The organism is Streptomyces carpinensis (assembly GCF_002154505.1).
Lineage (GTDB): Bacteria > Actinomycetota > Actinomycetes > Streptomycetales > Streptomycetaceae > Streptomyces > Streptomyces carpinensis.
In genome coordinates this window covers 1-23,176 of record NZ_MUBM01000424.1, presented here as the reverse complement: position 1 = coordinate 23,176, position 23,176 = coordinate 1, and the positions used below count along the sequence as shown (strand labels likewise).

Genomic DNA, 23,176 nt, shown 5'->3' with positions numbered 1-23,176 from the left:
TGCTGCGCATCGCCGGCGGCGGCCTCCAGGGCGGTCAGGGCGCGGCGGGGGTCGCCGCCGGCGATGCGCAGCAGGTGGTTCTCGGTGTCCTCCGGGAGGGCCACGGTGTCCTTCAGGCCCCGCTCGTCGGTGAGCGCGCGGCGCAGCAGGCCGCGGATGTCCTCGTCCGTGAGCGGTTCGAGGGTGAGCAGCAGGGAGCGGGACAGCAGCGGGGAGATCACCGAGAAGTAGGGGTTCTCCGTGGTGGCGGCGATCAGCGTCACCCAGCGGTTCTCCACCGCCGGGAGCAGGGAGTCCTGCTGGGCCTTGCTGAAGCGGTGGATCTCGTCGAGGAAGAGGACGGTCTCCTGACCGTACCCGCCGGAAGCGCGGCGGGCGCCGTCGATGACCGCGCGGACCTCCTTGACGCCCGCGGTGATCGCCGACAGCTCCACGAAGCGCTTGTTGGTGGCCTTGGAGACGACGTAGGCCAGCGTGGTCTTGCCGGTGCCGGGAGGCCCCCACAGGATCACCGAGGACGGTCCCGCCGGGCCGCCCGCGCCCTCGCCGACCAGCCGGCGCAACGGCGAGCCGGGCTTGAGCAGGTGCTGCTGGCCCACCACCTCGTCGAGGGTGCGCGGGCGCATCCGGACCGCCAGGGGGCTGGCGGCCGGGTCCTTCTCCTGACGTTCTTCTGCTGCGGCGGTGAACAGGTCGGGCTCCACGCTGAAACCCTATGGCACCGCACTGACAACGCCGTCGGGGCCACTGACAACGCAGCCGGGCCCGGGCCGCCGAGCGGCTCGGGCCCGAAGCCACCCGACGGCCCGGGCGCGGAGCCTTGTGAAGGCTCAGGCCCAGAGGCTGCTGCCCCAGCGGGTGAGGATCAGCATGGCGATGACACCGCAATGGGTGACCGGCAGCACCCAGGTGAACTCGGCCAGGAAGTTCTTCACCGGGCGCGGGGCGGGCAGGAAGTCGTTCCGGACGTTGAACGAGGTCACGTACCAGAACATGGTGATCGTGGCGACCCAGGCCAGCGAGCACCACAGACACAGCGCGTTGATCCGGTACAGCGACTCGAACTGCAGCCAGGTCACGAAGCACACCCCGAAGAGCGTGCCGAAGTTGAAGGTCAGCCAGTACCAGCGCGGGAAGGCGGCGCGGGTCAGCAGGCTCATGCCGACGCAGATCACGATGCCGTAGCAGACCAGGCCGAGCAGCGGGTTGGGGAACCCGAACACGGCGGCCTGCTTGCTCTCCATGACGCTGCCGCACGAGATGATCGGGTTGATGCTGCAGCTCGGGGTGAAGGTCTTGCCGCTCAGCTTGCCTTCGAGGATCTTCTGCTTGTCGATCGTGATGACCCAGGCGGCGAGCAGCCCGGCCGCGCCGGTGATCACCAGCAGCAGCGCGAAGGCGCGACTGCCTCCCACCGTCCGCGGTCCTGCGACCGCGCGCTTCGGTTCGGGCTCCGTGGAGACGTCCTTGACTGTCGTCTTGCTCATCACGCCGATTCCGTCACTAGGGGGTCGGACCTTCTTCGGGCAGGGCCATTGTGCCGCACGCGCGCGCCTGTCCACCGTTCGACGGACATAAGGAGGTACGCACGGTCGTCCCCGAACGTTCGGTTCCGGGTGACGCTCGGGACATGACATCGAACGAACTCGCGGTGGACGTACGGGGGCTCCGCAAGCGGTACGGGGACGTCACCGCCGTCGACGGAATCGACCTCGGCATCAGGAAGGGCGAGGTGTTCGGCCTGCTCGGACCCAATGGCGCGGGCAAGAGCACCACGGTGGAGATCCTCCAGGGCAACCGCTCGCGGGACGCCGGCGAGGTGACCGTCCTGGGGTCGGACCCGGAGACCGGCACGCGCGCGTGGCGATCCCGTGTGGGAATCGTCTGGCAGGACGAATCGGCACCCGCGGAGTTGACGGTCCGCGAGACCGTACGGCACTTCGCCCGCTACTACCCCCGGCCCCGTGACCCGGAGGAGGTGGTCTCGCTGGTCGGTCTGGAGGCGAAGGCGGACAGCAGGATCAAGGCGCTGTCGGGCGGGCAGCGACGCCGGCTCGACGTGGCGCTCGGCGTGATCGGCGGCCCCGAACTGCTGCTCCTCGACGAGCCGACGACCGGTTTCGACCCGGCGGCCCGCCGCCGGTTCTGGGACCTGATCCGCCTGCTCGCCGACGAGGGCACGACCATCCTGCTCACCACGCACTATCTGGAGGAGGCGGAGGCCCTCGCCGACCGGCTGGCGGTGGTCGCGCAGGGACGGATCGTCGCCGAGGGCACCTCCGGCGCCCTCCGGGAGCGGTACGGCACCGGTGCCACCGTGGAGTGGACGGAGCCCGACGGCACCCCGCGCGCCGAGCACACCGACACCCCCACCAGGACCGTCGCCGAGCTCATGCGCCGCTTCGACGGCGAGATCCCCGGCCTGAGGGTGAGCCGCCCCACGCTGGAGGACGTCTATCTCCGGCTCACCGGACAGGAGGGGACGCGATGACCACGACGGCCGTGGGCACCCGGACGAAGGCGTCCTGCGACCGCGTGCCGGGGGCATGGGGCATCGGGCTGAGCCGGGGCGCCCTCGAGATCAAACAGTTCTTCCGGCAGCGCGAGCAGGTGGTGTTCACCTTCGCCTTCCCGGTGGTCTTCCTGTTCCTGTTCGCGTCGATCTTCCACGACGACGTGCGCGGCACGGGCATCACCGCCTCGCAGCTGTACGTCCCCGCGATGATGGCCTCGGGCATCATGTCGACCAGCTTCCAGTCCCTGGGCATCTCGATCGCCGTGGAACGCGACGAGAAGGTGCTGCGCCGGCTGCGGGGCACGCCGATGCCGCCGGCGGCCTACTTTTTGGGGAAGATCTGGCTGGTTCTGTTCACCGGTGTCCTGGAGACGGCGATCCTGCTCCTCGTCGGGACCACGCTCTACGGCGTCGACCTCCCCACGGACGCGACGCGCTGGTTCGACTTCGCCTGGATCTTCGTGCTCGGCCTGACCGGGTGTGCGCTGCTGGGCATCGCGATCAGCTCGGTACCCAGGTCGGCGAAGAGCGCCAGCTCCGTGGTCGTCCTGCCGTTCCTGGTGCTGCAGTTCGTCTCCGGCGTGTACATCTCCGTCGACACGATCCCCGGCTGGATGCTGGACGTCGGTGCCGCGTTCCCGCTGAAGTGGCTGTGCCAAGGCCTGCGCGGGGTGTTCCTGCCGGACTCGGCACGGGTGCTGGAGCAGGCGGGCAGCTGGGAATTCGGACGCATCGCCCTGGCACTGGCCGCCTGGTGCGTCGGAGGATTGGCGCTGTGTCTGCTGACGTTCCGCTGGAAGGACCGGCGCACGGGATGACGAGCACGGGCGCGGCCCGCGCCGCCCACGCCTGGGACCGGTCGCTGCGGTCGTGGGACGCGTACTTCGCGGTGGCGTGGGCGGCGACCGTGGTGTTCGTCCTCGGCGCCGCGCACCCGGGGTGGCCGCTGCGCGCTGTGGCGGCTGGACTGCTCGTGCCGCTGGTGCCCTGGTACGTCGCCGTGGGGCGACGGCTCATACAGCAGGAAGTGCCGGGTACGGAGCGGGCACTGGGCTATCTCGCCGGTGCCGTGGCGCTGTTCCTGCCGTCGACGGTCCTGGTCGCCGAGACACGGCTGATGGCGGGCGGGCTCATCCCGCAGTGCTTCATGCTCCTGCGGATGCGGTGGGCGCTCGGCGTCGTGACCCTGATCAGCTTGGCCCCGGTGGCGGGCTGGGCCCTGCTGTGGCGCCCGGACGCCAGAGACCTGCTCGCCAACTCGGTGTCCGCGCTGGTCACCCTGGTTCTGTCGGCGGTGATCGGCAGCTGGATCATCCGCATCATCGAACAGAGCGCGGAACGCGCCGCCCTCATCGCCGAACTGGATGCCAGCCGCCACGAGATCTCCCGGCTCTCGGCGGCGCACGGCGCCCTCGCCGAGCGGGAGCGGATGGCGCGGGAGATCCACGACACGCTCGCCCAGGGCTTCACCAGCCTGCTGATGCTGATCCAGGCCGTCGAGGCCGAGCTGGACCACGACCTGCCGCAGGCCCGCCGCCATCTGACGCTGATGGACGACACGGCCCGGCAGAACCTCGCCGAGGCCCGCGCCCTGGTCGCCGGCGCCCCACCCGCCGACCTGAACGGGGCGTCGCTGCCGGACGCGCTGCGCCGGCTCGCCGACCGGCACGAGGCCTCGCTTGAGGTGACCGGTCCGGTGCGCCCGCTGCCCGCGGGCGCCGAGGTGGTGGCGCTGCGCGCCTGCCAGGAGGCGCTGGCCAACGCCGACAAGCACGCCGGGGGTTCGGCCGCCGTCGGGATCCTGCTGACGTACGCGGACGAGGGCCTGACCGTCACGGTCCGGGACGACGGTCACGGCTTCGACCCGGCCGCCCCCTCGGGCGGCTACGGTCTGGCGGGACTGCGCGCGAGCCACCGAGGTCGGCGGCACCGCGCAGGTGCGCAGCGCTCCGGGCGACGGTACGACGGTGACCGTACGCCTGCCCGTCCCCCGCCCCGGCGCCGTCCCCGACGCCGTGAGGAGTGAGGTCCTGTGATCCGGATCGTGCTGGCCGACGACCATCCCGTGGTACGGGAGGGGCTGCGGGCGATGCTGAGCGCGGAGCCGGACCTGGAGGTCGTCGGCGAGGCGTCCAGCGGCCCGCGGGCCGAGGCGCTGGCGGCCGAACTGCGTCCCGACATCGTGCTGATGGACCTGCGGATGCCGGACGGCGGGGGCGTCGACGCGATCGAGCGCATGACACGCGCCGAACTGCCGTGCCGGGTGGTCGTCCTGACCACCTACGAGACGGACGGCGACATCCTGCGGGCCGTGGAGGCGGGCGCGGCGGGATACCTGCTGAAGGACCTGCCCCGGCGCGAACTGGCGGACGCGGTGCGGGCCGCCGCGCGCGGGGAGACGGTCCTGGCCCCGTCGGTCGCCGCCCGTCTGGTGGACCAGCTGCGCACCAGGCCGGAACGCCCCCGCCTGTCCGAGCGGGAGACGGCGGTGCTGCGGCTGGTGGCGGAAGGATGCACGAACGCCGAGATCGGGCGTCGGCTCTTCATCGGGGAGTCGACCGTGAAGACCCATCTGCTGCGTGTCTTCGGCAAGTTGGGGGTGGACGACCGCACCGCGGCGGTGACGAGCGCCATGCGGTACGGGCTGCTGGAGCGGTGAGGGAACGGAAAGCGCCGGGGCCCGTCGCGGGGACCCGGCGCCTCCGGTGGCCTGGAGGAGCCTCAGCCGAGCCGCGACTCCAGCTCCGCCACGATCTCGTTCACGCCGATCGCCGTCTGCTCGCCGGACTCCATGTCCTTGAGCTGGACGATGCCTTCGGCGAGGTCGCGTTCGCCGGCGACGAGGGTGTAGCGGGCGCCGCTGCGGTTGGCGTTCTTCATGGCGCCCTTGAGACCCTTGTGGCCGTAGGAGAAGTCGGCCGCGATGCCCACCTTGCGCAGCTCGGTGATCTTGGTGAACAGCACCCGGCGGGCCTCGTCGCCGAGCGGGACGGCGAACACGCTGGTGCTGGCGGGGAGTTGCAGTTCGACGCCCTCCGCTTCCAGGGCCAGGACCGTGCGGTCCACGCCCAGCGCCCAGCCCACCGAGGGCAGCGCGGGGCCGCCGATCATCTCCGACAGCCCGTCGTAGCGGCCGCCGCCGCCCACCGCGGACTGCGAGCCCAGGCCGTCGTGGACGAACTCGAAGGTGGTGCGCGTGTAGTAGTCCAGGCCGCGGACCAGCTTGGGGTCGTCCTCGAAGGCGACGCCCTGGGCCACCAGCAGGGACCGCACCTCCTCGTGGTACGCCTTGCACGCGTCGCACAGGTAGTCGCGCAGCAGCGGGGCGCCGGTCAGCTGCTTCTGGACGGATTCCCGCTTGTCGTCGAGGACCCGCAGCGGGTTGATGTCGACGCGGCGGCGGGTGTCGTCGTCCAGGTCCAGGCCGTGCAGGAAGTCCTGCAGGGCGGCCCGGTAGACCGGGCGGCACTCCTTGTCGCCCAGGCTGTTGAGCAGGATGCGGAAGTCGGACAGGCCGAGAGAGCGGTACGCCTGGTCCGCCAGGATGATCAGCTCGGCGTCGAGCGCCGGGTCCTCGGCGCCGATCGCCTCCGCGCCGACCTGGGAGAAGTGGCGGTAGCGGCCCTTCTGCGGACGCTCGTAGCGGTAGTAGGAGCCGGAGTACCAGAGCTTGACCGGCAGGTTGCCCGCCTTGTGGAGGTTGGCCTCCAGGGCGGCGCGCAGCACGGAGGCGGTGCCCTCGGGACGCAGGGCCAGCCGGTCGCCGCCCTTGGTCTCGAAGGCGTACATCTCCTTGGTCACGATGTCCGTGGACTCGCCGACGCCGCGGGCGAACAGCTCGACGTTCTCGAAGCCGGGCGTCTCGATGTAGCCGTAGCCGGAGTTGCGCAGCGGGGCCGCGATCGCCTCGCGCACCGCCAGGTACTTCGCGGAGTCCGGCGGGATCAGGTCGTACGTGCCCTTGGGGGCCTTGAAGGTGCTCACGAAGTGTCTCGTCACATTCCTCGTCGGGCAGCGGCGTCCGCGTCCGCTGCCGGGCCGGCGGCCACCTGCCGCAGATAGGGGTTGGTGGCGCGCTCCTGGCCGATGGTCGTCTGGGGGCCGTGGCCGGACAGCACCACGGTCGAGTCGTCGAGCGGCAGGCACACGCGGGCCAGCGAGTCGAGCATCTCGGCCATGTCACCGCCGGGCAGGTCGGTGCGTCCGATGGAGCCGGCGAACAGCAGATCCCCGGAGAAGAAGACCGACGGGATGTCCGCGGTCTCCGGCATCTGGAAGGTCACCGACCCCTTGGTATGGCCGGGCGCGTGCGCGACGGAGAACGTGAGGCCGGCCAGGTCCAGCCGGGCGCCGTCGGCCAGCTCCTTGACGTCGTCCGGCTCCCCCACGGTCAGCTCGCCCATCAGCGGCATCCCGATGGAACGGCCGAGGGCCTTCTCGGGGTCGCTCATCATGTACCGGTCGTCCGGGTGGATCCAGGCCGGTACGTCGTGAGCGCCGCACACCGGGACGACCGAGGCCACATGGTCGATGTGCCCATGGGTGAGGACGACGGCGACGGGCTTGAGCCGATGCTTCTTCAGTGCTTCCTCGACGCCTTGCGCGGCCTGGTGGCCGGGGTCGATGATCACGCACTCCTCACCGGCGGCGGGGGCGACGAGGTAGCAGTTCGTCCCCCAGGCCCCGGCGGGGAACCCGGCAATGAGCACGATCGTCCTTCGTTTGTGTCGGTACGGGAGGGCATCGGGTGACTGCGCCTGTGCTCAGAGCCTACCGGCGCTGCCGAATCCTCAGCGAACCCATATACCGTACGGGGCACACGCAGGCGGTCGGCTCACAGGACGCATGAGTACCGGTCGACACACGACACGCATGAGGAGAGAACCCGGTGGTCAGCCAGGAGCAGCGGCGGCGTCAGCTCGCCCGGGAGAAGTTCTTGCGGCAGCAGCAGCGGCGTACCGCCGCACGGCGCAAGGCGCACATGCGCAACTCGGTGATCGCGTCGGTGCTGGGCGTGGTCGTGATCGGCAGTGTGGCTCTGTACACGACCGGAGTCATGAAGAACGACAACAAGGACGACAAGGCGAACGCCAGCGCCGACGTCACCCCCAGCGCCTCGGCCACCAGCAAGGCGCCGGACCCGTGCGAGAAGCCGGCCGCGGGCGCGGTGAAGAAGCTGAGCTGGAAGAAGGAGCCGGCGATGACGATCGCCACGTCGGCGAAGTACACCCTGAAGCTCGCGACGACGTGCGGCGACATAGACGTGGCGATGAAGACGGCCGCCGCGCCGCACACCGTTAACTCGTTCGACTTCCTGGCCGGAAAGGGCTTCTTCGACCACACCAAGTGCCACCGGCTGACCACGAACGGCATCTACGTGCTGCAGTGCGGCGATCCGACGGGCACCGGCAGCGGCGGACCCGGCTACACCATCCCGGACGAGAACCTCAAGGACAAGAGCCTGAAGGGCAACGTCTACCCGGCGGGCACGGTGGCGATGGCGAACACCGGGCAGAAGCACACCGGAGGCAGCCAGTTCTTCCTGGTCTACCAGGACAGCCAGCTGCCGCCCAGCTACACACCGTTCGGTACGGTTTCCGAGGCCGGACTGAAGGTGCTCAAGAAGATCGCCGCCGCGGGTGAGAACACCGGCGCCGGCGACGGGGCGCCGAACGCGACGGTTGTGATCAACAAGGCCACGGTCACCAAATCCTGACCGTCAACTGCGTAATTTCGGTCGTGCTGGATGCGGACAGGCAACCCGCCGGTCGCCTATGTTGGCCGTGACGAAACTGTGGACGATGCCCGGGGGAGCTTCGAGGCCCCTCGCAGGCATCATGTGGAGGAGGCGCTGTGAGCAGCGACCCGTGGGGCCGCGTCGACGAGACGGGGACCGTGTACGTGCGGACGGCCGACGGCGAGCAGGTCGTCGGTTCCTGGCAGGCCGGCTCCCCTGAGGAGGCGCTGGCCTACTTCGAGCGCAAGTACGAGGGCCTGGTTGTCGAGATCGGCCTCCTCGAGAAGCGAGTACGGACCACCGACCTGTCGGCCAAGGACGCCCAGGCAGCGGTCGACCACCTGCGCGAGCAGGTCGAAGCGCACCACGCGGTCGGTGACCTGGACGCGCTGCGCGCCCGCCTGGACAAGCTGGTCGCAACCGTCGAGGCGCGGCGCGAGGAGCGCAAGGCGCAGCGCGCCCGTCAGGCGGACGAGGCCCGGCACGCCAAGGAGGCCCTGGTCGTCGAGGCGGAGGAGCTGGCCCGGTCGGATCAGTGGCGGGCGGCCGGTGAGCGGCTGCGCGCGCTGGTGGACACGTGGAAGGGGCTGCCTCGCCTGGACCGCAAGTCCGACGACGAGCTGTGGCACCGCTTCTCGCACGCGCGGTCGGCGTTCTCCAAGCGGCGCAAGGCGCACTTCGCGCAGCTGGACGCGCAGCGCGAGGAGGCCCGCAAGGCCAAGGAGCGCTTGGTCGCCGAGGCCGAGGCGCTGTCGGACTCGACGGACTGGGGTCCGACGGCGGCCCGCTACCGCGAGCTGATGGCGGAGTGGAAGGCCGCGGGCCGCGCCCAGCGGGAGCACGAGGACGACCTGTGGAACCGCTTCCGCGGTGCCCAGGACGTCTTCTTCGCCGCCCGCAGCTCGGTGTTCGCCGAGCGGGACGCCGAGCAGTCGGAGAACCTGAAGCTGAAGGAGGAGCTGGCCGAGGAGGCCGAGAAGCTCCTGCCCATCGCGGACCTGAAGGCCGCGCGGGCCGCGTTCCGCTCGATCAACGAGCGCTGGGAGGCCATCGGCCATGTGCCGCGGGACGCCCGGCCGCGGGTCGAGGGCCGGATGCACTCGGTCGAGCGGGCTCTCCAGGAGGCCGAGGAGGCCGAGTGGCGCCGGACGAACCCGGAGGCACGCGCGCGTGCCGAGGGTCTGACCGGTCAGCTCCAGGCCGCCGTGGACAAGCTCAAGGACCAGATCGAGCAGGCGCGGTCCCAGGGCAACGCCGCCAAGGCCGACAAGCTGGAGAAGGAGCGGGAGGGCCGCCAGGCTCTCCTGGACCAGGCTCTGAAGGGCCTGCAGGAGTTCGGCGGCTGATTCCCCCGCTTTCCGTCGCGAGAGGGCCCCGTACGGCGTGTACGGGGCCCTCTCGGCTTGGTGGGTACGGGGTTACGCCCGGGTGCGTGCCGACGTCACGCGATACACGTCGTAGACGCCCTCGACGCCGCGGACCGCCCGCAGGACGTGCCCCAGGTGCTTGGGGTCGCCCATCTCGAAGGTGAAGCGGGAGGTGGCGACGCGGTCGCGGGAGGTCTGCACGGCCGCGGAGAGGATGTTGACGTGCTGGTCGGACAGCACTCGGGTGACGTCCGAGAGCAGCCTCGAGCGGTCCAGGGCCTCTACCTGGATGGCGACCAGGAACACCGAGGACTGCGTGGGCGCCCACTCGACGTCCAGGATGCGCTCGGGCTCGCGGGACAGCGACTCCACGTTGACGCAGTCGCTGCGGTGAACCGATACGCCGCTGCCGCGGGTGACGAAGCCGATGATCGGGTCGCCGGGCACCGGAGTGCAGCAGCGGGCCAGTTTGACCCACACGTCCTCGACGCCCTTGACCACCACGCCCGGGTCGGCGCTGGAGCGGCGCTTGCGGCCGCGCCCGCGCGCGGGCGGCATGCTCTCGTCGATCTCCTCGGTGGCGGCCTCCTCGCCGCCGAGGGCCTGGACGAGCTTCTGCACGATGTTCTGCGCGGAGACATGGCCCTCGCCGATCGCCGCGTACAGCGCGGAGATGTCCGAGTAGCGCATCTCGTGCGCGAGGGTGACGAGCGAGTCACCGGTCAGGATGCGCTGGATCGGCAGGTTCTGCTTGCGCATGGCGCGGACGATGGCGTCCTTGCCCTGCTCGATCGCCTCGTCGCGGCGCTCCTTGGAGAACCAGGCACGGATCTTGTTGCGGGCCCGTGGTGACTTGACGAAGCCGAGCCAGTCGCGGGAGGGGCCGGCGCCGGTCGCCTTGGAGGTGAAGACCTCGACCAGGTCGCCGTTGTCCAGGGTGGACTCCAGCGGCACGAGGCGGCCGTTGACCCGGGCTCCTATGGTGCGGTGGCCGACCTCGGTGTGGACTGCGTAGGCGAAGTCCACCGGGGTGGCACCGGCCGGGAGCGCTATGACGTCGCCCTTGGGCGTGAAGACGAAGACCTCGTTGCGGGAGAGGTCGAAGCGCAGCGACTCCAGGAACTCGCCGGGGTCCTCGGTCTCCTTCTGCCAGTCCAGCAGCTGCCGCAGCCACGCCATGTCGTTGATGGCGTCCTTGTCCTTGGCGGACGACTTGGGCGCGTCGGTACGGACCTTGGAGGCGCCGGCGACCGCCTCCTGCTTGTACTTCCAGTGCGCGGCGATGCCGTACTCGGCGCGGCGGTGCATGTCGAACGTGCGGATCTGGAGTTCGACCGGCTTGCCGTTGGGGCCGATGACCGTCGTGTGCAGCGACTGGTACATGTTGAACTTGGGCATCGCGATGTAGTCCTTGAACCGGCCGGGGACCGGGTTCCATCGCGCGTGCACGGTACCGAGGGCGGCGTAGCAGTCCCGGACGGTGTCGACGAGGACGCGGATGCCCACCAGGTCGTAGATCTCCGCGAAGTCACGGCCGCGGACGATCATCTTCTGGTAGACGCTGTAGTAGTGCTTCGGGCGGCCGGTGACGGTCGCCTTGATGCGGGCGGCACGCAGGTCCGCCTGGACCTCGTCGGTGACGATCGCGAGGTACTCGTCCCGCTTGGGCGCGCGCTCGGCGACCAGACGGACGATCTCGTCGTACATCTTGGGGTAGAGGATCGCGAAGGCGAGGTCCTCCAGCTCCCACTTGATGGTGTTCATGCCCAGGCGGTGGGCGAGCGGCGCGTAGATCTCCAGGGTCTCGCGCGCCTTCTTCTCCTGCTTCTCGCGCTTGAGGTAGCGCATGGTGCGCATGTTGTGCAGGCGGTCGGCGAGCTTGATGACCAGGACGCGGGGGTCCTTGGCCATGGCGACGACCATCTTGCGCACGGTCTCGGCCTGCGCGGCCTCGCCGAACTTGACCTTGTCCAGCTTGGTGACGCCGTCGACGAGCAGGGCGACGGTGTCGCCGAAGTCGCGGCGCAGCTGGTCGAGGCCGTACTCGGTGTCCTCGACGGTGTCGTGCAGCAGGCCGGCCATGAGGGTGGCCGGGTCCATGCCGAGCTCGGCGAGGATGGTGGTGACGGCGAGCGGGTGCGTGATGTACGGATCGCCGCTCTTGCGCTTCTGGCCGCGGTGCCAGCGCTCGGCGACCTGGTAGGCGCGCTCGATCTGGCGCAGTGTGGCGTTCTCGATCTTGGGGTCGTTGCTGCGCACTATCCGCAGCAGTGGCTCCAGGACCGGGTTGTAGGGGTTGGCGCGCTGGACGCCGAGACGGGCGAGGCGGGCGCGGACGCGGTTGGAGGAACCGGTGCGGGTGGGCTGGCCGGAGGCCGCGCGGACGACCGGGGGCTGGGCGGGCTTGGGACGCGCGAGCTCGGCGGGCTTGTCGACGGGGGCGGCCTGGGCGTGCTCGGGTGTCCCGCGGACATCGTTCTTCGCGTGCGACGCGTTCGGCGCGGGCTTCGCCGCGGACGCCGAGGCGGACTCGGGCTTGGCGGCGGTCAGTGGCTGGGCCTCGTCTGGCAAGAGGGCTCCTCGTGCGCGATCCGGGTCCCCCGGTCAGGCTCCGGAGATCCCATGGTAGCGATCCCGGGCTCCAGGATCGCCTCCAGCCCGATGTGAGGGCTTTCCACAGGTGAAACGAACAGGACGGCTCCCGGATTCCTCCGGGACCGTCTCGGCGGGTCTCGCGGCCGTATGCCCTTGTAGGTACCGCGGGGTGTACGCCCCCGTATGCCCGGCGCCGGGGGCGCCTGCGCCGGGGAGTACGGGCCCCTTCTCCGCACCTCGACCGCCGCGCGGGCGGGCGGTGGAGGTGCGCGGGGAAGCCGCGCAGAGCGACCGCGCATCGCGGCCCGCCCTAACCGGCGCGCAGGCCCGGGACGGGAGAAGCAGCAAGCCGCCGTCGTGGGGCGACGGCGGCTTGCTGTCGGTGGTTCGGGGGTGCCGGTCAGAGCCGCAGCAGGGACTCCAGCGGGGCACCGTCCAGGGCCGGTTCCAGACGGGCGCGGCCGCCGAGGAAGCCCAGCTCCATCAGGACCGCCACACCGGCGACCTCGGCTCCCGCGCGGCGGATGAGCTCGATGGACGCCTCGGCGGTGCCGCCGGTGGCGAGGACGTCGTCGACGACCAGGACACGGTCGCCGACGGCCAGGTCCTCGGCGTGCACCTCGATCTCCGCCGAGCCGTACTCCAGGTCGTACGCCTGGCGGAGGGTGGCGCCGGGAAGCTTGCCCGCCTTGCGCACGGGGATGAAGCCGAGGCCCGCGCGGACGGCGACCGGCGCGCCGAGGATGAAGCCGCGGGCCTCCAGGCCGACGACCTTCGTGGCACCCTCCCGGGTGCCGATCCCGGCCAGGGCGTCGGTCAGGGCGTTGAACGCCGCCGGGTCGGCCAGCAGCGGGGTGATGTCCTTGAACATCACGCCCGGCTCCGGGTAGTCGGCCACGTCGCGGATGCGGCTGAGGAGCAACTCCTGTATGTCGGTCATCGCGGTCACCGGCGCTTCCCCGAGGGTCGGCCACGGCCCCGGTTGCGCGAGGCGGGCTGGTTGCGCGGGCCCACCACCGCGGGTTCCTCGGGCTCGTCGCCGAACGACGACTCGTCGGACTCTGCCGCCACCGGCTCGCCCTGGGCCGCCGCCTGGGCGCGCTTGGCCAGGACGCGCTTGCGGAGGGCCTTCATCTGCGGCTCGCGCTCCTTGAGGTCGGCGACGAGCGGCGTGGCGATGAAGATCGAGGAGTACGCGCCGGCCGCGAGGCCGACGAACAGCGACAGCGAGATGTCGTTGAGCATGCCCGCGCCGAGCACGCCGCCACCGATGAACAGCAGGCCCGCCACCGGCAGCAGCGCGACCACCGTGGTGTTGATCGAACGCACCAGCGTGCCGTTGATGGAGCGGTTGGCCACGTCGCTGTAGGTCCAGCGGGACTGCCTGGTGATGTCCTTGGTCTGCTCCTTGAGGCTGTCGAAGACGACGACCGTGTCGTAGAGCGAGTAGCCGAGGATGGTCAGCAGACCGATCACCGTACCGGGGGTGACCTCGAAGCCGACGAGGGCGTAGATGCCGGTGGTGATCGTGATGTCGTGGATCAGGGCGACCAGTGCGGCCAGCGCCATGCGCCACTCGAAGGCGATCGCCAGGTAGATCACGACCAGGATCATGAAGATCGCCAGACCCTGCCAGGCCTTGTTGGCGATCTGCTGGCCCCAGCTGGGGCCGACCAGGTCGGCGTTGATCTGCTCCGAGTTGACCTTCAGATCCTTGGACAGCGCGTCCTTGATCTGGTCGGACTTGCCGGTGTCGATACCCGCGATCTGGATGCGCAGGCTGCCGTCACCGAGCTTCTGCACGATCGCGTCGTGCCCGGAGGCGTCCTGCGCGTACGTCTCGGCCTGGCTGACCGAGGTGCTCATGTGCTTCGGCGTGGTGAAGACCGCTCCGCCCTGGAACTCGATGCCCATGTTCAGGCCGCGCACCGCCAGGCCCAGGATGGCCGTGATGGTGATCAGGATGGAGATGCCGTACCAGATCTTGCGGTTCTTGACGAAGTCGTAGCCGACCTCGCCACGGTGCAGTCGGGCGCCGAGGTTGCCGAGCTTCGACATCTCTCACGCCTCCTTCGTCTCGACGGGGCCGGCTGCGGGACCGGAGGGACGGCGGGTACGGCGCAGCGGCGGCGTGACACCCAGGCGCCTGGGGTCCAGGCCGGACCAGCTGTGGCCGCGTCCGAAGAACTTGCCGCGGGCGAGGATCGTCATCAGCGGCTTGGTGAACAGGAAGACGACGACCACGTCGAGCAGGGTGGTCAGGCCGAGCGTGAACGCGAAGCCCTGCACCTTGCCGACGGTGACGATGAAGAGCACCGCGGCGGCCAGGAACGACACGAAGTCGGAGACCAGGATGGTGCGCCGGGCCCGCGGCCAGCCGCGCTCGACGGCGGGGCGCAGTGAGCGGCCCTCGCGGAGCTCGTCCCTTATGCGTTCGAAGAACACGATGAACGAGTCCGCCGTGATGCCGATGGCGACGATCGCACCGCACACGGCCGGCAGGTTCAGCGCGAAGCCGATGGCCGGGCCGAGCAGCGACATGATCACGTAGGTGAGGATCGCCGAGACCAGCAGCGAGGCGACCGCGATCATCGCCAGGCCGCGGTAGTACACCACCAGGTAGAGCACCACCAGGGCCAGGCCGATGGCGCCCGCGATGAGACCGGCGTGCAGCTGGTCGCCACCGAGCGCGGCGGTGACGGTGGTGACGCTGTCCTCCTTGAAGGTCAGCGGCAGGGCGCCGTAGGACAGCATGTTGGCCAGGCTCTGCGCCTGCTCCTGCGTGAAGCGGCCGGAGATCTCCGCGTTGCCGCCGGTCAGCGCCTGGCTGACGTAGGGGTCGGAGACGACGTCACCGTCGAGGACGATCGCGAACTGGTTCTGCGGCGACTGGTTCTGGGCCAGCTTGCCGGTGATGTCCGCGAACTTCTTGGCACCCTTGGAGGTGAACTCCATGGTGACGGTCCAGCCGGAGGCGTTCTGGGTGTTGAAGACCGCCTGGGCCTTCTTCACGTCCGTGCCGTCCACGGCGGCGGGACCGAGGACGTACTTCTGCCACAGGCCCTGCGAGTTCTGGCCGCACGCGACGGTCGGGTCGGTGGGCTTCACGCCCTTGCCGGCGGTGGCGCGGACGTCCTTCTTGGAGCAGTCCAGCGCGGCGTACTGGGCCTGGAGCTTGGCCGTCGCGTCGTTGGAGGTGCCGCCGCTCGCGGACGGGGCGGGGCTGGTGGACGCCTTCGGGGTGGTCGAGGCCTTCGGGGACGTCGTGCCGCCCGCGGAGGGGGTGGCGTCCGCCTTCAGGCCGTCGGTGACGGCGCGCCCCTGCTTGGTGGCGGTGGCCGACGGGGTGGCGGAGCCGGTGGAGGTCGCCTTGTCGCCGGTCTTGTCCGTCGCCTTGTCACCGGCCTTGCCGGAGGAGGAGGCGCTCGGGGACGGGCTGGCGGCGGCGCCGCCGGAGACCTCGGTGGCCAGGACCGGACGGAAGTACAGCTTCGCGGTGGTGCCGACCTGCTCCCGGGCCTGCTTGGAGTTCGTGCCCTTGGGGATGTTGACGATGATGTTGTCGTTGCCCTGGGTCTGGACCTCGGCCTCCGAGACACCAAGACCATTGACACGGCGTTCCATGATGTTGACGGCCGTGTCCATGTTGGCCTTGTTGATCGCGGATTCCTGACCGCGTTCGGGGACCGCCCGCAGTGTGATGCTCGTACCGCCGGCCAGGTCGATGCCGAGACGCGGCGTGGTGTTCCCGGAGGCGAACATGCCTCCGGTGAGCGCCACGATGGCGATCAGGATGAGGGCCAGCGAGCGCCATGGCTTGCTCTGGGCGCCCGCGCTCCGGCCCTTCTTAGGTGCTGCCACCTTCTCGTACTCCCTCTCGGGCCGCTCCGCGCCGGTGGGCCCGGGGGGCGGCCATGACATGGTGTCGGGATCCCGCAGGAAGTGAAACACGACCCAGGGCGCGCGGGCGGTACCGCGCGCCCTGGATGGTGACTACTTCTCTTCGGAGTCGCCGTCGGTCTTCTTCGGCTCTTCGTCCGTCTTCGCCTCGGCGGTGGCGTCGGCGGGCTCCTCGGCCGCGTCCTTCTTGCCGAGGTCGATGGGCTTGTCGTCGGAAGCGTCGGCGGCGGGCTCGTCGGTCTCGGTGAGGGAGGAGGCGTCGTCGGGAACGAGGTCGGCGTCGGACTTCAGGTCGTGCTCGATGCCGTGGACGATGCGGTTGTACTCGTCGTCGGACAGGACGGTCGCGATGGCGTTCTTGGCGAACAGCAGCTCGACGCCCGGTCCGGCGTCCAGGAGGACCGTGTCGTCATTGACCTCCTTGACCGTCGCGTACATGCCCCCGATGGTGCGGATTCCGCTACCGGGCTGCATCTGGTTCCGCATTTGGGCGGCCTGCTGCTGCTTGCGCTTGGCCGACCGGGTCATCAGGAACATGGCCCCGATGAGCACGATGAACGGGAGGAGGGTCACGAGACTCACGGGTCGGAACTTCCTTCACACGACCGCGAAAGTGAGCGGCCTGATGGTTGGGGGTATGTGCGCTGCCGACAGGGGCGGCATCGGCGGAGTCTAAGCGAGTCCGCGCGCAAGGAACAACGCTCAGCATGGCACCAGGGTTCCTGCTGGGCCAATGCCGTGCGCCTCACGCCCCGAACAGGTCCTGTTGTCCGTTTCCCGCAGCTGACGAGCCGGGCGGGGTGAGACCCAGATGCGCCCAGGCCGCCGGCGTGGCCACACGCCCGCGCGGAGTGCGGGCCAGCAGGCCCTCCCGGACGAGGAACGGCTCGGCCACCTCCTCCACGGTCTCACGCTCCTCCCCCACCGCCACCGCCAGCGTCGACAGCCCGACGGGCCCGCCGCCGAACAGCTTCAGCAGCGCCTGGAGGACGGCACGGTCGAGCCGGTCGAGTCCGCGGGCGTCGACCTCGTAGACGGCGAGGGCCGCCGCGGCGATCTCCCGGGTGATGATCCCGTCGGCCTTGACCTGCGCGTAGTCGCGCACCCGGCGCAGCAGGCGGTTGGCGATGCGGGGGGTTCCGCGGGAGCGGCCGGCGATCTCGGCGGCGCCCTCGGTCTCTATCTCCACGTCGAGCAGGTGCGCCGAGCGGTGCACGACGCGCTCCAGCTCCGCGGGTTCGTAGAACTCCATGTGCGCGGTGAAGCCGAAGCGGTCGCGCAGCGGGGGCGGCAGCAGGCCCGCGCGGGTGGTGGCGCCGACCAGCGTGAACGGGGGCAGCTCCAGCGGGATCGCGGTGGCGCCGGGGCCCTTGCCGACGATCACGTCGACGCGGAAGTCCTCCATCGCCATGTACAGCATCTCCTCGGCGGGCCGGGACATGCGGTGGATCTCGTCGAGGAAGAGCACCTCGCCCTCCTGGAGAGAGGACAGGATGGCCGCGAGGTCGCCGGCGTGCTGGATGGCGGGGCCGGAGGTGATCCGGATGGGTGCGCCCATCTCGGCGGCGATGATCATCGACAGGGTGGTCTTGCCGAGGCCGGGGGCGCCGGAGAGCAGCACATGGTCGGCGGTGGCGCCGCGCGCGCGGGCGGCGCGCAGCACGAGATCGAGCTGTTCGCGGACCTTCTCCTGGCCGATGAACTCGCCGAGGTCCTTGGGGCGCAGGGCGGCCTCGACGGCCTGGTCCTCGCCGTCGGCGGCAGGGCCCACCAGCCGCTCCGCGGCGGAGCCGACGAGCCCCTCGCCGGCCGGGGTGTCGGTCGTGTCGTCCCAGTTCATGTGGTTCGCCTCAACGATGGTCGAGTCAGCGGGCTCGGTTCAGGGTCTGCAGGGCGGCCTTCAGCAACTGCCCCACCTGGGGCGTGCCCCCGGCGGCCTCGGCCCGCGGGGCCACGGCGGCCACCGCCTCGTCGGCCTCACGGGTGGCGTAGCCGAGGCCGATGAGCGCGGCGTGCAACTGGTCGCGCCAGCCCTGGGTGACCGGCGCGCCCACCGCGGGGGCGCCGACCGGCTCGCCGAGCCGGTCCTTGAGTTCCAGCAGCAGCCTCTGGGCACCCTTCTTGCCGATGCCGGGGACGGCGGTGAGGGCCTTCTCGTCGCCGGTGGCGACCGCGAGGCGCAGCGCGTCCGGGGAGTGCACGGCGAGCATGGCCTGGGCCAGGCGCGGGCCGACGCCGCTCGCGGTCTGCAGCAGCTCGAAGACCTGGCGCTCGTCGTCGTCCGCGAAGCCGTACAGGGTCAGGGAGTCCTCGCGCACGACGAGGGAGGTGTGCAGCTTGGCGGGCCGGCCGACGCGGAGCGTGGACAGCGTGTTCGGCGTGCACTGGACGGCCATGCCGACGCCGCCGACCTCGACCACCGCTGCGTCGGGGGCGAGTGCGGCGACGGTGCCGCTGACGAAGGCGATCATGCCGTACGGCCTTTCGATGTGATCGGGGCTCGGGTCGGGGCCGTGGTCGTGTGCCGGGCGACGGCCTGCTGGAGCCGGTTCTGGGCCGGGGCGCGCCAGATGTGGCAGATGGCGAGCGCGAGGGCGTCGGCGGCGTCGGCCGGCTTGGGCGGCGCGCCGAGCCGCAGCAGCCGGGTGACCATGGCACCCACCTGTGCCTTGTCGGCGCGCCCGCTGCCGGTGACGGCGGCCTTGACCTCGCTGGGGGTGTGCAGGGCGACGGGGATGTCCCGGCGGGCGGCGCACAGCATGGCCACGGCGCTGGCCTGGGCGGTCCCCATGACGGTGCGCACGTTGTGCTGGCTGAAGACGCGCTCCACGGCGACGTACTCGGGCCGGTGCTCGTCCAGCCACTGCTCGATGCCCTGCTCGACGGCGAGCAGGCGGTGGCTGAGGTCGGCGTCCACGGGCGTGCGCACGACACCCACGCCGAGCATGGTGAGCGGACGGCCCGCGACTCCTTCCACGACGCCGACACCGCAGCGGGTCAGCCCGGGGTCCACCCCCAGTACACGCACGCGCGCCCCTCCCTTCGATCGCCTGTTTGTGCAGGCTATCGGGTGCCACCGACAACGCCGCGCATCTGCGCCCGGCAAGGCGACGGGCCGACGGGTTGTCCCGTCGGCCCGTGAGCCCAGCCCGCAGCGGCGCTACGCGCCGACCTTCTCCATGATCTCGTCGCTGACGTCGAAGTTGGCGAAGACGTTCTGCACGTCGTCGCTGTCCTCGAGGGCGTCGATCAGCTTGAAGATCTTCTTGGCGCCCTCCTCGTCCAGCTCGACCTGGACGGACGGGACGAAGCTGGACTCGGCGGAGTCGTAGTCGATCCCGGCCTCCTGGAGGGCGGTGCGGACCGCGACCAGGTCGGTGGCCTCGCTGATGACCTCGAAGGTCTCGCCGAGGTCGTTGACCTCCTCGGCACCCGCCTCCAGGACCGCGCCCAGCACGTCGTCCTCGGACAACTCGCCCTTGGGGACGATCACGACGCCCTTGCGGCTGAACATGTACGACACCGATCCCGGGTCGGCCATGTTGCCGCCGTTGCGGGTCATGGCGACCCGTACGTCGGAGGCGGCGCGGTTGCGGTTGTCGGTGAGGCACTCGATGAGGACCGCGACACCGTTCGGGCCGTAGCCCTCGTACATGATCGTCTCGTAGTCGGCGCCACCGGCCTCGAGACCGCCACCGCGCTTGATCGCGGAGTCGATGTTCTTGTTCGGGACCGACTGCTTCTTGGCCTTCTGGACGGCGTCGTAGAGGGTCGGGTTGCCGTCGAGGTCGACACCGCCCATACGCGCCGCGACCTCGATGTTCTTGATCAGCTTCGCGAAGAGCTTGCCGCGCTTGGCGTCGATCACGGCCTTCTTGTGCTTCGTCGTGGCCCATTTAGAGTGGCCGGACATCTGCCTGTCTCCTTCGCGTAACCCATCTCTGCAACGAACTCCAGAGATCCTACAAGGACTCCGGCTTCCGGTCGGCGCGCACCATGTCGACGAACAGGGCGTGCACGCGGTGGTCGCCGGTCAGTTCCGGATGGAACGACGTGGCGAGCGCGTTGCCCTGGCGGACCGCGACGATGTGGCCGTCGTGCTCGGCGAGCACCTCGGCCCGGGCACCGACGGACTCGACCCACGGGGCGCGGATGAAGACGCCCTCTACAGGATCGCCCTCGACGCCGCGGACGTCGACCGCCGCCTCGAACGACTCGTTCTGCCGCCCGAAGGCGTTGCGCCGCACGATCATGTCGATGCCGCCGATGGTCTCCTGGCCCGAGCGCGGGTCGAGGATCTTGTCCGCGAGCATGATCATGCCCGCGCAGGTGCCGTAGACGGGCATGCCGTCCCGCACGCGCGCGCGGAGCGGGTCCATCACTCCGAACAGGACGGCCAGCTTGGAGATGGTGGTGGACTCTCCGCCGGGGATGACCAGGCCGTCGACCTCGGCGAGCTCTTCGGGGCGCCGCACCGGCCTGGCCACGGCGTCGGCCGCGGCCAGGGCGACGAGGTGCTCCCGTACGTCGCCCTGGAGGGCCAGGACGCCGATGACAGGGACTTCGTTGGACATGGAGGTGATTACCAGCCGCGGTTCGCGTAGCGCTCGGTCTCGGGGAGGGTGTCGCAGTTGATGCCGACCATGGCCTCGCCCAGGTTGCGGGAGGCGTCAGCGATGATCTTCGGGTCGTCGTAGAAGGTGGTGGCCTTCACGATGGCGGCGGCGCGCTTGGCCGGGTCGCCGGACTTGAAGATGCCGGAGCCGACGAAGACGCCCTCGGCGCCGAGCTGGCGCATCAGCGCGGCGTCGGCCGGGGTGGCCACACCGCCGGCGGAGAAGAGCACGACCGGCAGCTTGCCGAGCTCGGCGACCTCGCGGACCAGCTCGTAGGGGGCGCGCAGCTCCTTGGCGGCGGCGTAGAGCTCGTTGTTGTCGCAGCCGCGCAGCTTGGCGATCTCGCCCTTGATCTGGCGCAGGTGGCGGACGGCCTCGACGACGTTGCCGGTGCCGGCCTCGCCCTTGGAGCGGATCATCGCGGCGCCCTCGGCGATGCGGCGCAGGGCCTCACCGAGGTTGGTGGCGCCGCACACGAAGGGGGTGGTGAAGGCCCACTTGTCGGAGTGGTTGACCTCGTCGGCCGGGGTCAGGACCTCGGACTCGTCGATGTAGTCGACGCCGAGGGACTGCAGGACCTGGGCCTCGACGAAGTGGCCGATGCGGGACTTGGCCATGACCGGGATGGAGACCGCTTCGATGATCCCCTCGATCATGTCCGGGTCGGACATGCGGGCCACGCCGCCGTCCTTGCGGATGTCGGCGGGGACACGCTCCAGGGCCATGACGGCGACGGCGCCCGCGTCCTCGGCGATCTTCGCCTGCTCCGGCGTGACGACGTCCATGATCACGCCGCCCTTGAGCTGCTCGGCCATGCCGCGCTTCACTCGGGCGGTGCCGGTCTCGGGAGTCTGTGCGGAGTCGGAAAGCGTGGTGGACACGGGTGACCTCACTCGGTGAAAAGAGGGTTTGGTGCACGAGTGAGGAAACGCGAGTGGACCAGTCCACGGCAAGGGCCAATGGGAACCCGGTGGATCCTTTTCCGCCCGACGGCAACCCTGTCCGCACACCGGAAGGGACCCGTCCGCCACCGCTCGGCCTGCCCTCTGCCTGCCCGAACGACCCGCCGCCCACCCGCCGGCACGCGCCCGAACCGCCCTGGTGGTCCCCGTGGTCTGTGGGTTCGGCAGCTAGCGGTCCCCGGCCTCCCGGACGGCCCGGGTCAGCGCCTCGTGAGCGGTGACCGGCGCGTCCGCGGCGAGGAGGAGCCGGTGCGCCGTCACGGCGGAACCGTCGCGCAGCCGCAGCTCCACCGGCTCCCGCAGCACCACCGCGATGTCGGCGCCCCCGGCGACGGTGCACACCACGTCGCCGTCGCTGCCGGGCCCGGGCCGGACACCGCGACAGGGAGCGGACGCCGGCTGTCTGCGGACCGACTCGACGGCGCGCAGCGGAAGCACGATCTCGTCGAAGAGCCCGGCCCGGATCCGCAGCGCACCGTCGGTGAGCCGGTGCGGATTGCGCTGGGTGACGGCCGCGAAGAAGAGGGCGAGATCGACGAGCACGGCCATCCAGACCAGATGGAAGGGCTGCCAGGCGGGCGGCACCACGGAGACGTCCATCAGTGCCTCGACCAGCACCTCCATGCCCAGGAACGCGAACACCGTGCTCCGCAGCGCGCCCGAGTGCCCGATGGTGACCTCACCGGACCGGGTGAGAGGCCGTCTCGTCAGCCATGCCGTCAGGTCGCGCAACGCCGGCCCCAGCAGGTCCCGCGCTCCCGCCGTCGCCACCACGATCGCCATGCCGCTCCCTCCGGTCGCCGAACAGTCCCGAAGTCGATCACAGCACGGCATGACGGCCGGGGGACAGGACGGCGCCGGACGCGCACTGACCGAAAACGATCGTGAACTCGACCGCGATCGGTGCGCCTAGACCGGCGTCCGGCCCGCCAGGGCCGTCGGGGGCTCGTCGTCCATCTCGAAGGCCATGGGGAACGGGGCGTGGCCGGCCAGCCTGAACCACCGCACCTTGCGGTGCTCGCGCAGTCTGCGGGCCGCGCCCACGGCGTCGTTGTGGAAGCGGCGGGCCATCGGCACCCTGCGCACCGCCTCGGTCAGCTCGCGCGCCGCCTCCTCTCCCCCGGGCGCCTCGCGGACCGCCTCCACCTGCGGCGCCTCGGCGAACACCGCCCGCAGCGCCTGGCTCAGCTCGCTCTCGGCGACCTCCCGCTGCTCCTCCTCGGCCTGCCGGGCGGCGTGCGCGGCCTCGTAGAGCACGATCGAGGCGGCGGGATCGAGCACTCCGGAGGTGGCCAGCTCCTGGGCCACGGACGCGCGCCGCAGCAGCTGGGCGTCGAGCGCGGCCCGTGCGGCGTCGATCCGGGCGTGCAGGCGGTCCAGCCGCCCCGCCGTCCAGCTCAGATACAGTCCGACCACGACCAGCGCGACAAGGATCCAGATCAACGTTGCGGTCACGGGCGGCAAGGCTACCGGGCTCCCCGCCC

22 protein-coding genes and 1 pseudogene are annotated in these 23,176 nt (G+C 70.7%); 6 read left to right on the top strand and 17 right to left on the bottom strand.

The genetic code is table 11. The annotated features are described in order from the left end of the window. Together BZY54_RS41750 and BZY54_RS41745 are read right to left on the bottom strand one after the other, a co-directional pair. Nucleotides 1-704, bottom strand: a 704-nt coding sequence (locus BZY54_RS41750) for an AAA family ATPase (protein ID WP_143668247.1), incomplete at its 3' end; no start/stop codon positions are given. A gap of 126 nt (nucleotides 705-830) precedes the next feature. Further along, nucleotides 831-1,487: a vitamin K epoxide reductase family protein gene (locus tag BZY54_RS41745; protein ID WP_086730581.1), complete on the bottom strand. Its 657-nt coding sequence runs from the start codon at nucleotides 1,485-1,487 to the stop codon at nucleotides 831-833. Between the two features lie 143 nt (nucleotides 1,488-1,630). Here BZY54_RS41745 and BZY54_RS41740 point away from each other — a divergent pair, with 143 nt between their 5' ends. The 4 genes and pseudogenes from BZY54_RS41740 to BZY54_RS41725 all read left to right on the top strand — a co-directional run bounded on the left by BZY54_RS41740 (nucleotide 1,631) and on the right by BZY54_RS41725 (nucleotide 5,174). Further along, entirely contained in the window at nucleotides 1,631-2,491 is an 861-nt protein-coding gene (locus BZY54_RS41740) for an ABC transporter ATP-binding protein (protein WP_086730580.1), read from the top strand. Beyond that, complete coding sequence (locus BZY54_RS41735; RefSeq protein ID WP_086730579.1) at nucleotides 2,488-3,333, top strand: ABC transporter permease; 846 nt, start codon at nucleotides 2,488-2,490, stop codon at nucleotides 3,331-3,333. Before BZY54_RS41740 ends, BZY54_RS41735 begins: the two co-directional genes overlap by 4 nt. Next, nucleotides 3,330-4,551: pseudogene (locus BZY54_RS41730) on the top strand (sensor histidine kinase). The gene BZY54_RS41735 and the pseudogene BZY54_RS41730 overlap by 4 nt, the downstream one beginning before the upstream one ends. After that, nucleotides 4,548-5,174: a response regulator gene (locus BZY54_RS41725; protein ID WP_086730578.1), complete on the top strand. Its 627-nt coding sequence runs from the start codon at nucleotides 4,548-4,550 to the stop codon at nucleotides 5,172-5,174. The pseudogene BZY54_RS41730 and the gene BZY54_RS41725 overlap by 4 nt, the downstream one beginning before the upstream one ends. 62 nt (nucleotides 5,175-5,236) lie before the next feature. Here the strand turns inward: BZY54_RS41725 and hisS are convergent, their stop codons facing one another. Both hisS and BZY54_RS41715 read right to left on the bottom strand, forming a co-directional pair. Further along, entirely contained in the window at nucleotides 5,237-6,499 is a 1,263-nt protein-coding gene (gene hisS / locus BZY54_RS41720; protein ID WP_086730584.1) for a histidine--tRNA ligase, read from the bottom strand. A gap of 11 nt (nucleotides 6,500-6,510) precedes the next feature. Then, the gene (locus tag BZY54_RS41715) at nucleotides 6,511-7,224 is read right to left on the bottom strand and encodes an MBL fold metallo-hydrolase (RefSeq protein WP_086730577.1); all 714 of its coding nucleotides are present in this window, start codon (nucleotides 7,222-7,224) and stop codon (nucleotides 6,511-6,513) included. A gap of 179 nt (nucleotides 7,225-7,403) precedes the next feature. On the opposite strand from BZY54_RS41715, the gene BZY54_RS41710 reads away from it, so the two are divergent. Then, a complete protein-coding gene (locus BZY54_RS41710; RefSeq protein ID WP_086730576.1) occupies nucleotides 7,404-8,231 on the top strand; it encodes a peptidylprolyl isomerase in 828 nt (275 codons plus the stop codon). A gap of 137 nt (nucleotides 8,232-8,368) precedes the next feature. Then, nucleotides 8,369-9,598, top strand: a complete 1,230-nt coding sequence (locus BZY54_RS41705; RefSeq protein ID WP_086730575.1) for a DUF349 domain-containing protein — start codon at nucleotides 8,369-8,371, stop codon at nucleotides 9,596-9,598. Between the two features lie 72 nt (nucleotides 9,599-9,670). Here BZY54_RS41705 and relA read toward each other — a convergent pair whose 3' ends face one another. From relA to BZY54_RS41640, 13 genes are all read right to left on the bottom strand, one after another. Then, nucleotides 9,671-12,190, bottom strand: coding sequence for a GTP pyrophosphokinase (gene relA, locus BZY54_RS41700; protein WP_086730574.1), 2,520 nt, complete (start codon nucleotides 12,188-12,190; stop codon nucleotides 9,671-9,673). Between the two features lie 424 nt (nucleotides 12,191-12,614). Continuing rightward, nucleotides 12,615-13,154 carry an adenine phosphoribosyltransferase gene (locus BZY54_RS41695; RefSeq protein ID WP_086730583.1) on the bottom strand — a complete coding sequence of 180 codons (540 nt, stop codon included), beginning with the start codon at nucleotides 13,152-13,154 and terminating at the stop codon, nucleotides 12,615-12,617. Nucleotides 13,155-13,159: 5 nt separating this feature from the next. Further along, nucleotides 13,160-14,272 (bottom strand): protein translocase subunit SecF, encoded by a 1,113-nt coding sequence (gene secF / locus BZY54_RS41690; protein WP_086730573.1) that lies wholly within the window; start codon nucleotides 14,270-14,272, stop codon nucleotides 13,160-13,162. Between the two features lie 3 nt (nucleotides 14,273-14,275). After that, complete coding sequence (gene secD, locus BZY54_RS41685) at nucleotides 14,276-16,075, bottom strand: protein translocase subunit SecD (RefSeq protein WP_086730582.1); 1,800 nt, start codon at nucleotides 16,073-16,075, stop codon at nucleotides 14,276-14,278. A gap of 132 nt (nucleotides 16,076-16,207) precedes the next feature. Further along, entirely contained in the window at nucleotides 16,208-16,696 is a 489-nt protein-coding gene (gene yajC / locus BZY54_RS41680) for a preprotein translocase subunit YajC (protein WP_086730572.1), read from the bottom strand. A gap of 163 nt (nucleotides 16,697-16,859) precedes the next feature. After that, entirely contained in the window at nucleotides 16,860-17,954 is a 1,095-nt protein-coding gene (ruvB, locus tag BZY54_RS41675; protein ID WP_086730571.1) for a Holliday junction branch migration DNA helicase RuvB, read from the bottom strand. A 25-nt stretch (nucleotides 17,955-17,979) separates the two neighbouring features. Then, entirely contained in the window at nucleotides 17,980-18,585 is a 606-nt protein-coding gene (ruvA, locus tag BZY54_RS41670) for a Holliday junction branch migration protein RuvA (protein WP_086730570.1), read from the bottom strand. After that, on the bottom strand, nucleotides 18,582-19,142 hold the full coding sequence (gene ruvC / locus BZY54_RS41665) for a crossover junction endodeoxyribonuclease RuvC (protein ID WP_086730569.1): 561 nt from the start codon (nucleotides 19,140-19,142) through the stop codon (nucleotides 18,582-18,584). Before ruvC ends, ruvA begins: the two co-directional genes overlap by 4 nt. Nucleotides 19,143-19,274: 132 nt before the next feature. Then, complete coding sequence (locus tag BZY54_RS41660; protein WP_086730568.1) at nucleotides 19,275-20,027, bottom strand: YebC/PmpR family DNA-binding transcriptional regulator; 753 nt, start codon at nucleotides 20,025-20,027, stop codon at nucleotides 19,275-19,277. A gap of 49 nt (nucleotides 20,028-20,076) precedes the next feature. Beyond that, nucleotides 20,077-20,688 (bottom strand): pyridoxal 5'-phosphate synthase glutaminase subunit PdxT, encoded by a 612-nt coding sequence (pdxT, locus tag BZY54_RS41655; RefSeq protein WP_086730567.1) that lies wholly within the window; start codon nucleotides 20,686-20,688, stop codon nucleotides 20,077-20,079. 8 nt (nucleotides 20,689-20,696) lie between these two features. Continuing rightward, entirely contained in the window at nucleotides 20,697-21,611 is a 915-nt protein-coding gene (gene pdxS / locus BZY54_RS41650) for a pyridoxal 5'-phosphate synthase lyase subunit PdxS (protein WP_086730566.1), read from the bottom strand. 249 nt (nucleotides 21,612-21,860) lie between these two features. After that, entirely contained in the window at nucleotides 21,861-22,475 is a 615-nt protein-coding gene (locus BZY54_RS41645; protein ID WP_086730565.1) for a hypothetical protein, read from the bottom strand. 126 nt (nucleotides 22,476-22,601) lie between these two features. Beyond that, nucleotides 22,602-23,147 carry a LemA family protein gene (locus BZY54_RS41640; protein WP_086730564.1) on the bottom strand — a complete coding sequence of 182 codons (546 nt, stop codon included), beginning with the start codon at nucleotides 23,145-23,147 and terminating at the stop codon, nucleotides 22,602-22,604. Between the last annotated feature and the right edge of the window lie 29 nt (nucleotides 23,148-23,176).

Coding starts and splice junctions, on each gene's coding strand:
- ruvA (WP_086730570.1), bottom strand. CDS start 18,585: ATGATCGCCTTCGTCAGCGGCACCGTCGCCGCACTCGCCCCCGACGCA.
- pdxT (WP_086730567.1), bottom strand. CDS start 20,688: ATGTCCAACGAAGTCCCTGTCATCGGCGTCCTGGCCCTCCAGGGCGAC.
- BZY54_RS41745 (WP_086730581.1), bottom strand. CDS start 1,487: ATGAGCAAGACGACAGTCAAGGACGTCTCCACGGAGCCCGAACCGAAG.
- BZY54_RS41645 (WP_086730565.1), bottom strand. CDS start 22,475: ATGGCGATCGTGGTGGCGACGGCGGGAGCGCGGGACCTGCTGGGGCCG.
- BZY54_RS41740 (WP_086730580.1), top strand. CDS start 1,631: ATGACATCGAACGAACTCGCGGTGGACGTACGGGGGCTCCGCAAGCGG.
- BZY54_RS41735 (WP_086730579.1), top strand. CDS start 2,488: ATGACCACGACGGCCGTGGGCACCCGGACGAAGGCGTCCTGCGACCGC.
- BZY54_RS41660 (WP_086730568.1), bottom strand. CDS start 20,027: ATGTCCGGCCACTCTAAATGGGCCACGACGAAGCACAAGAAGGCCGTG.
- ruvB (WP_086730571.1), bottom strand. CDS start 17,954: ATGAACTGGGACGACACGACCGACACCCCGGCCGGCGAGGGGCTCGTC.
- secF (WP_086730573.1), bottom strand. CDS start 14,272: ATGTCGAAGCTCGGCAACCTCGGCGCCCGACTGCACCGTGGCGAGGTC.
- BZY54_RS41695 (WP_086730583.1), bottom strand. CDS start 13,154: ATGACCGACATACAGGAGTTGCTCCTCAGCCGCATCCGCGACGTGGCC.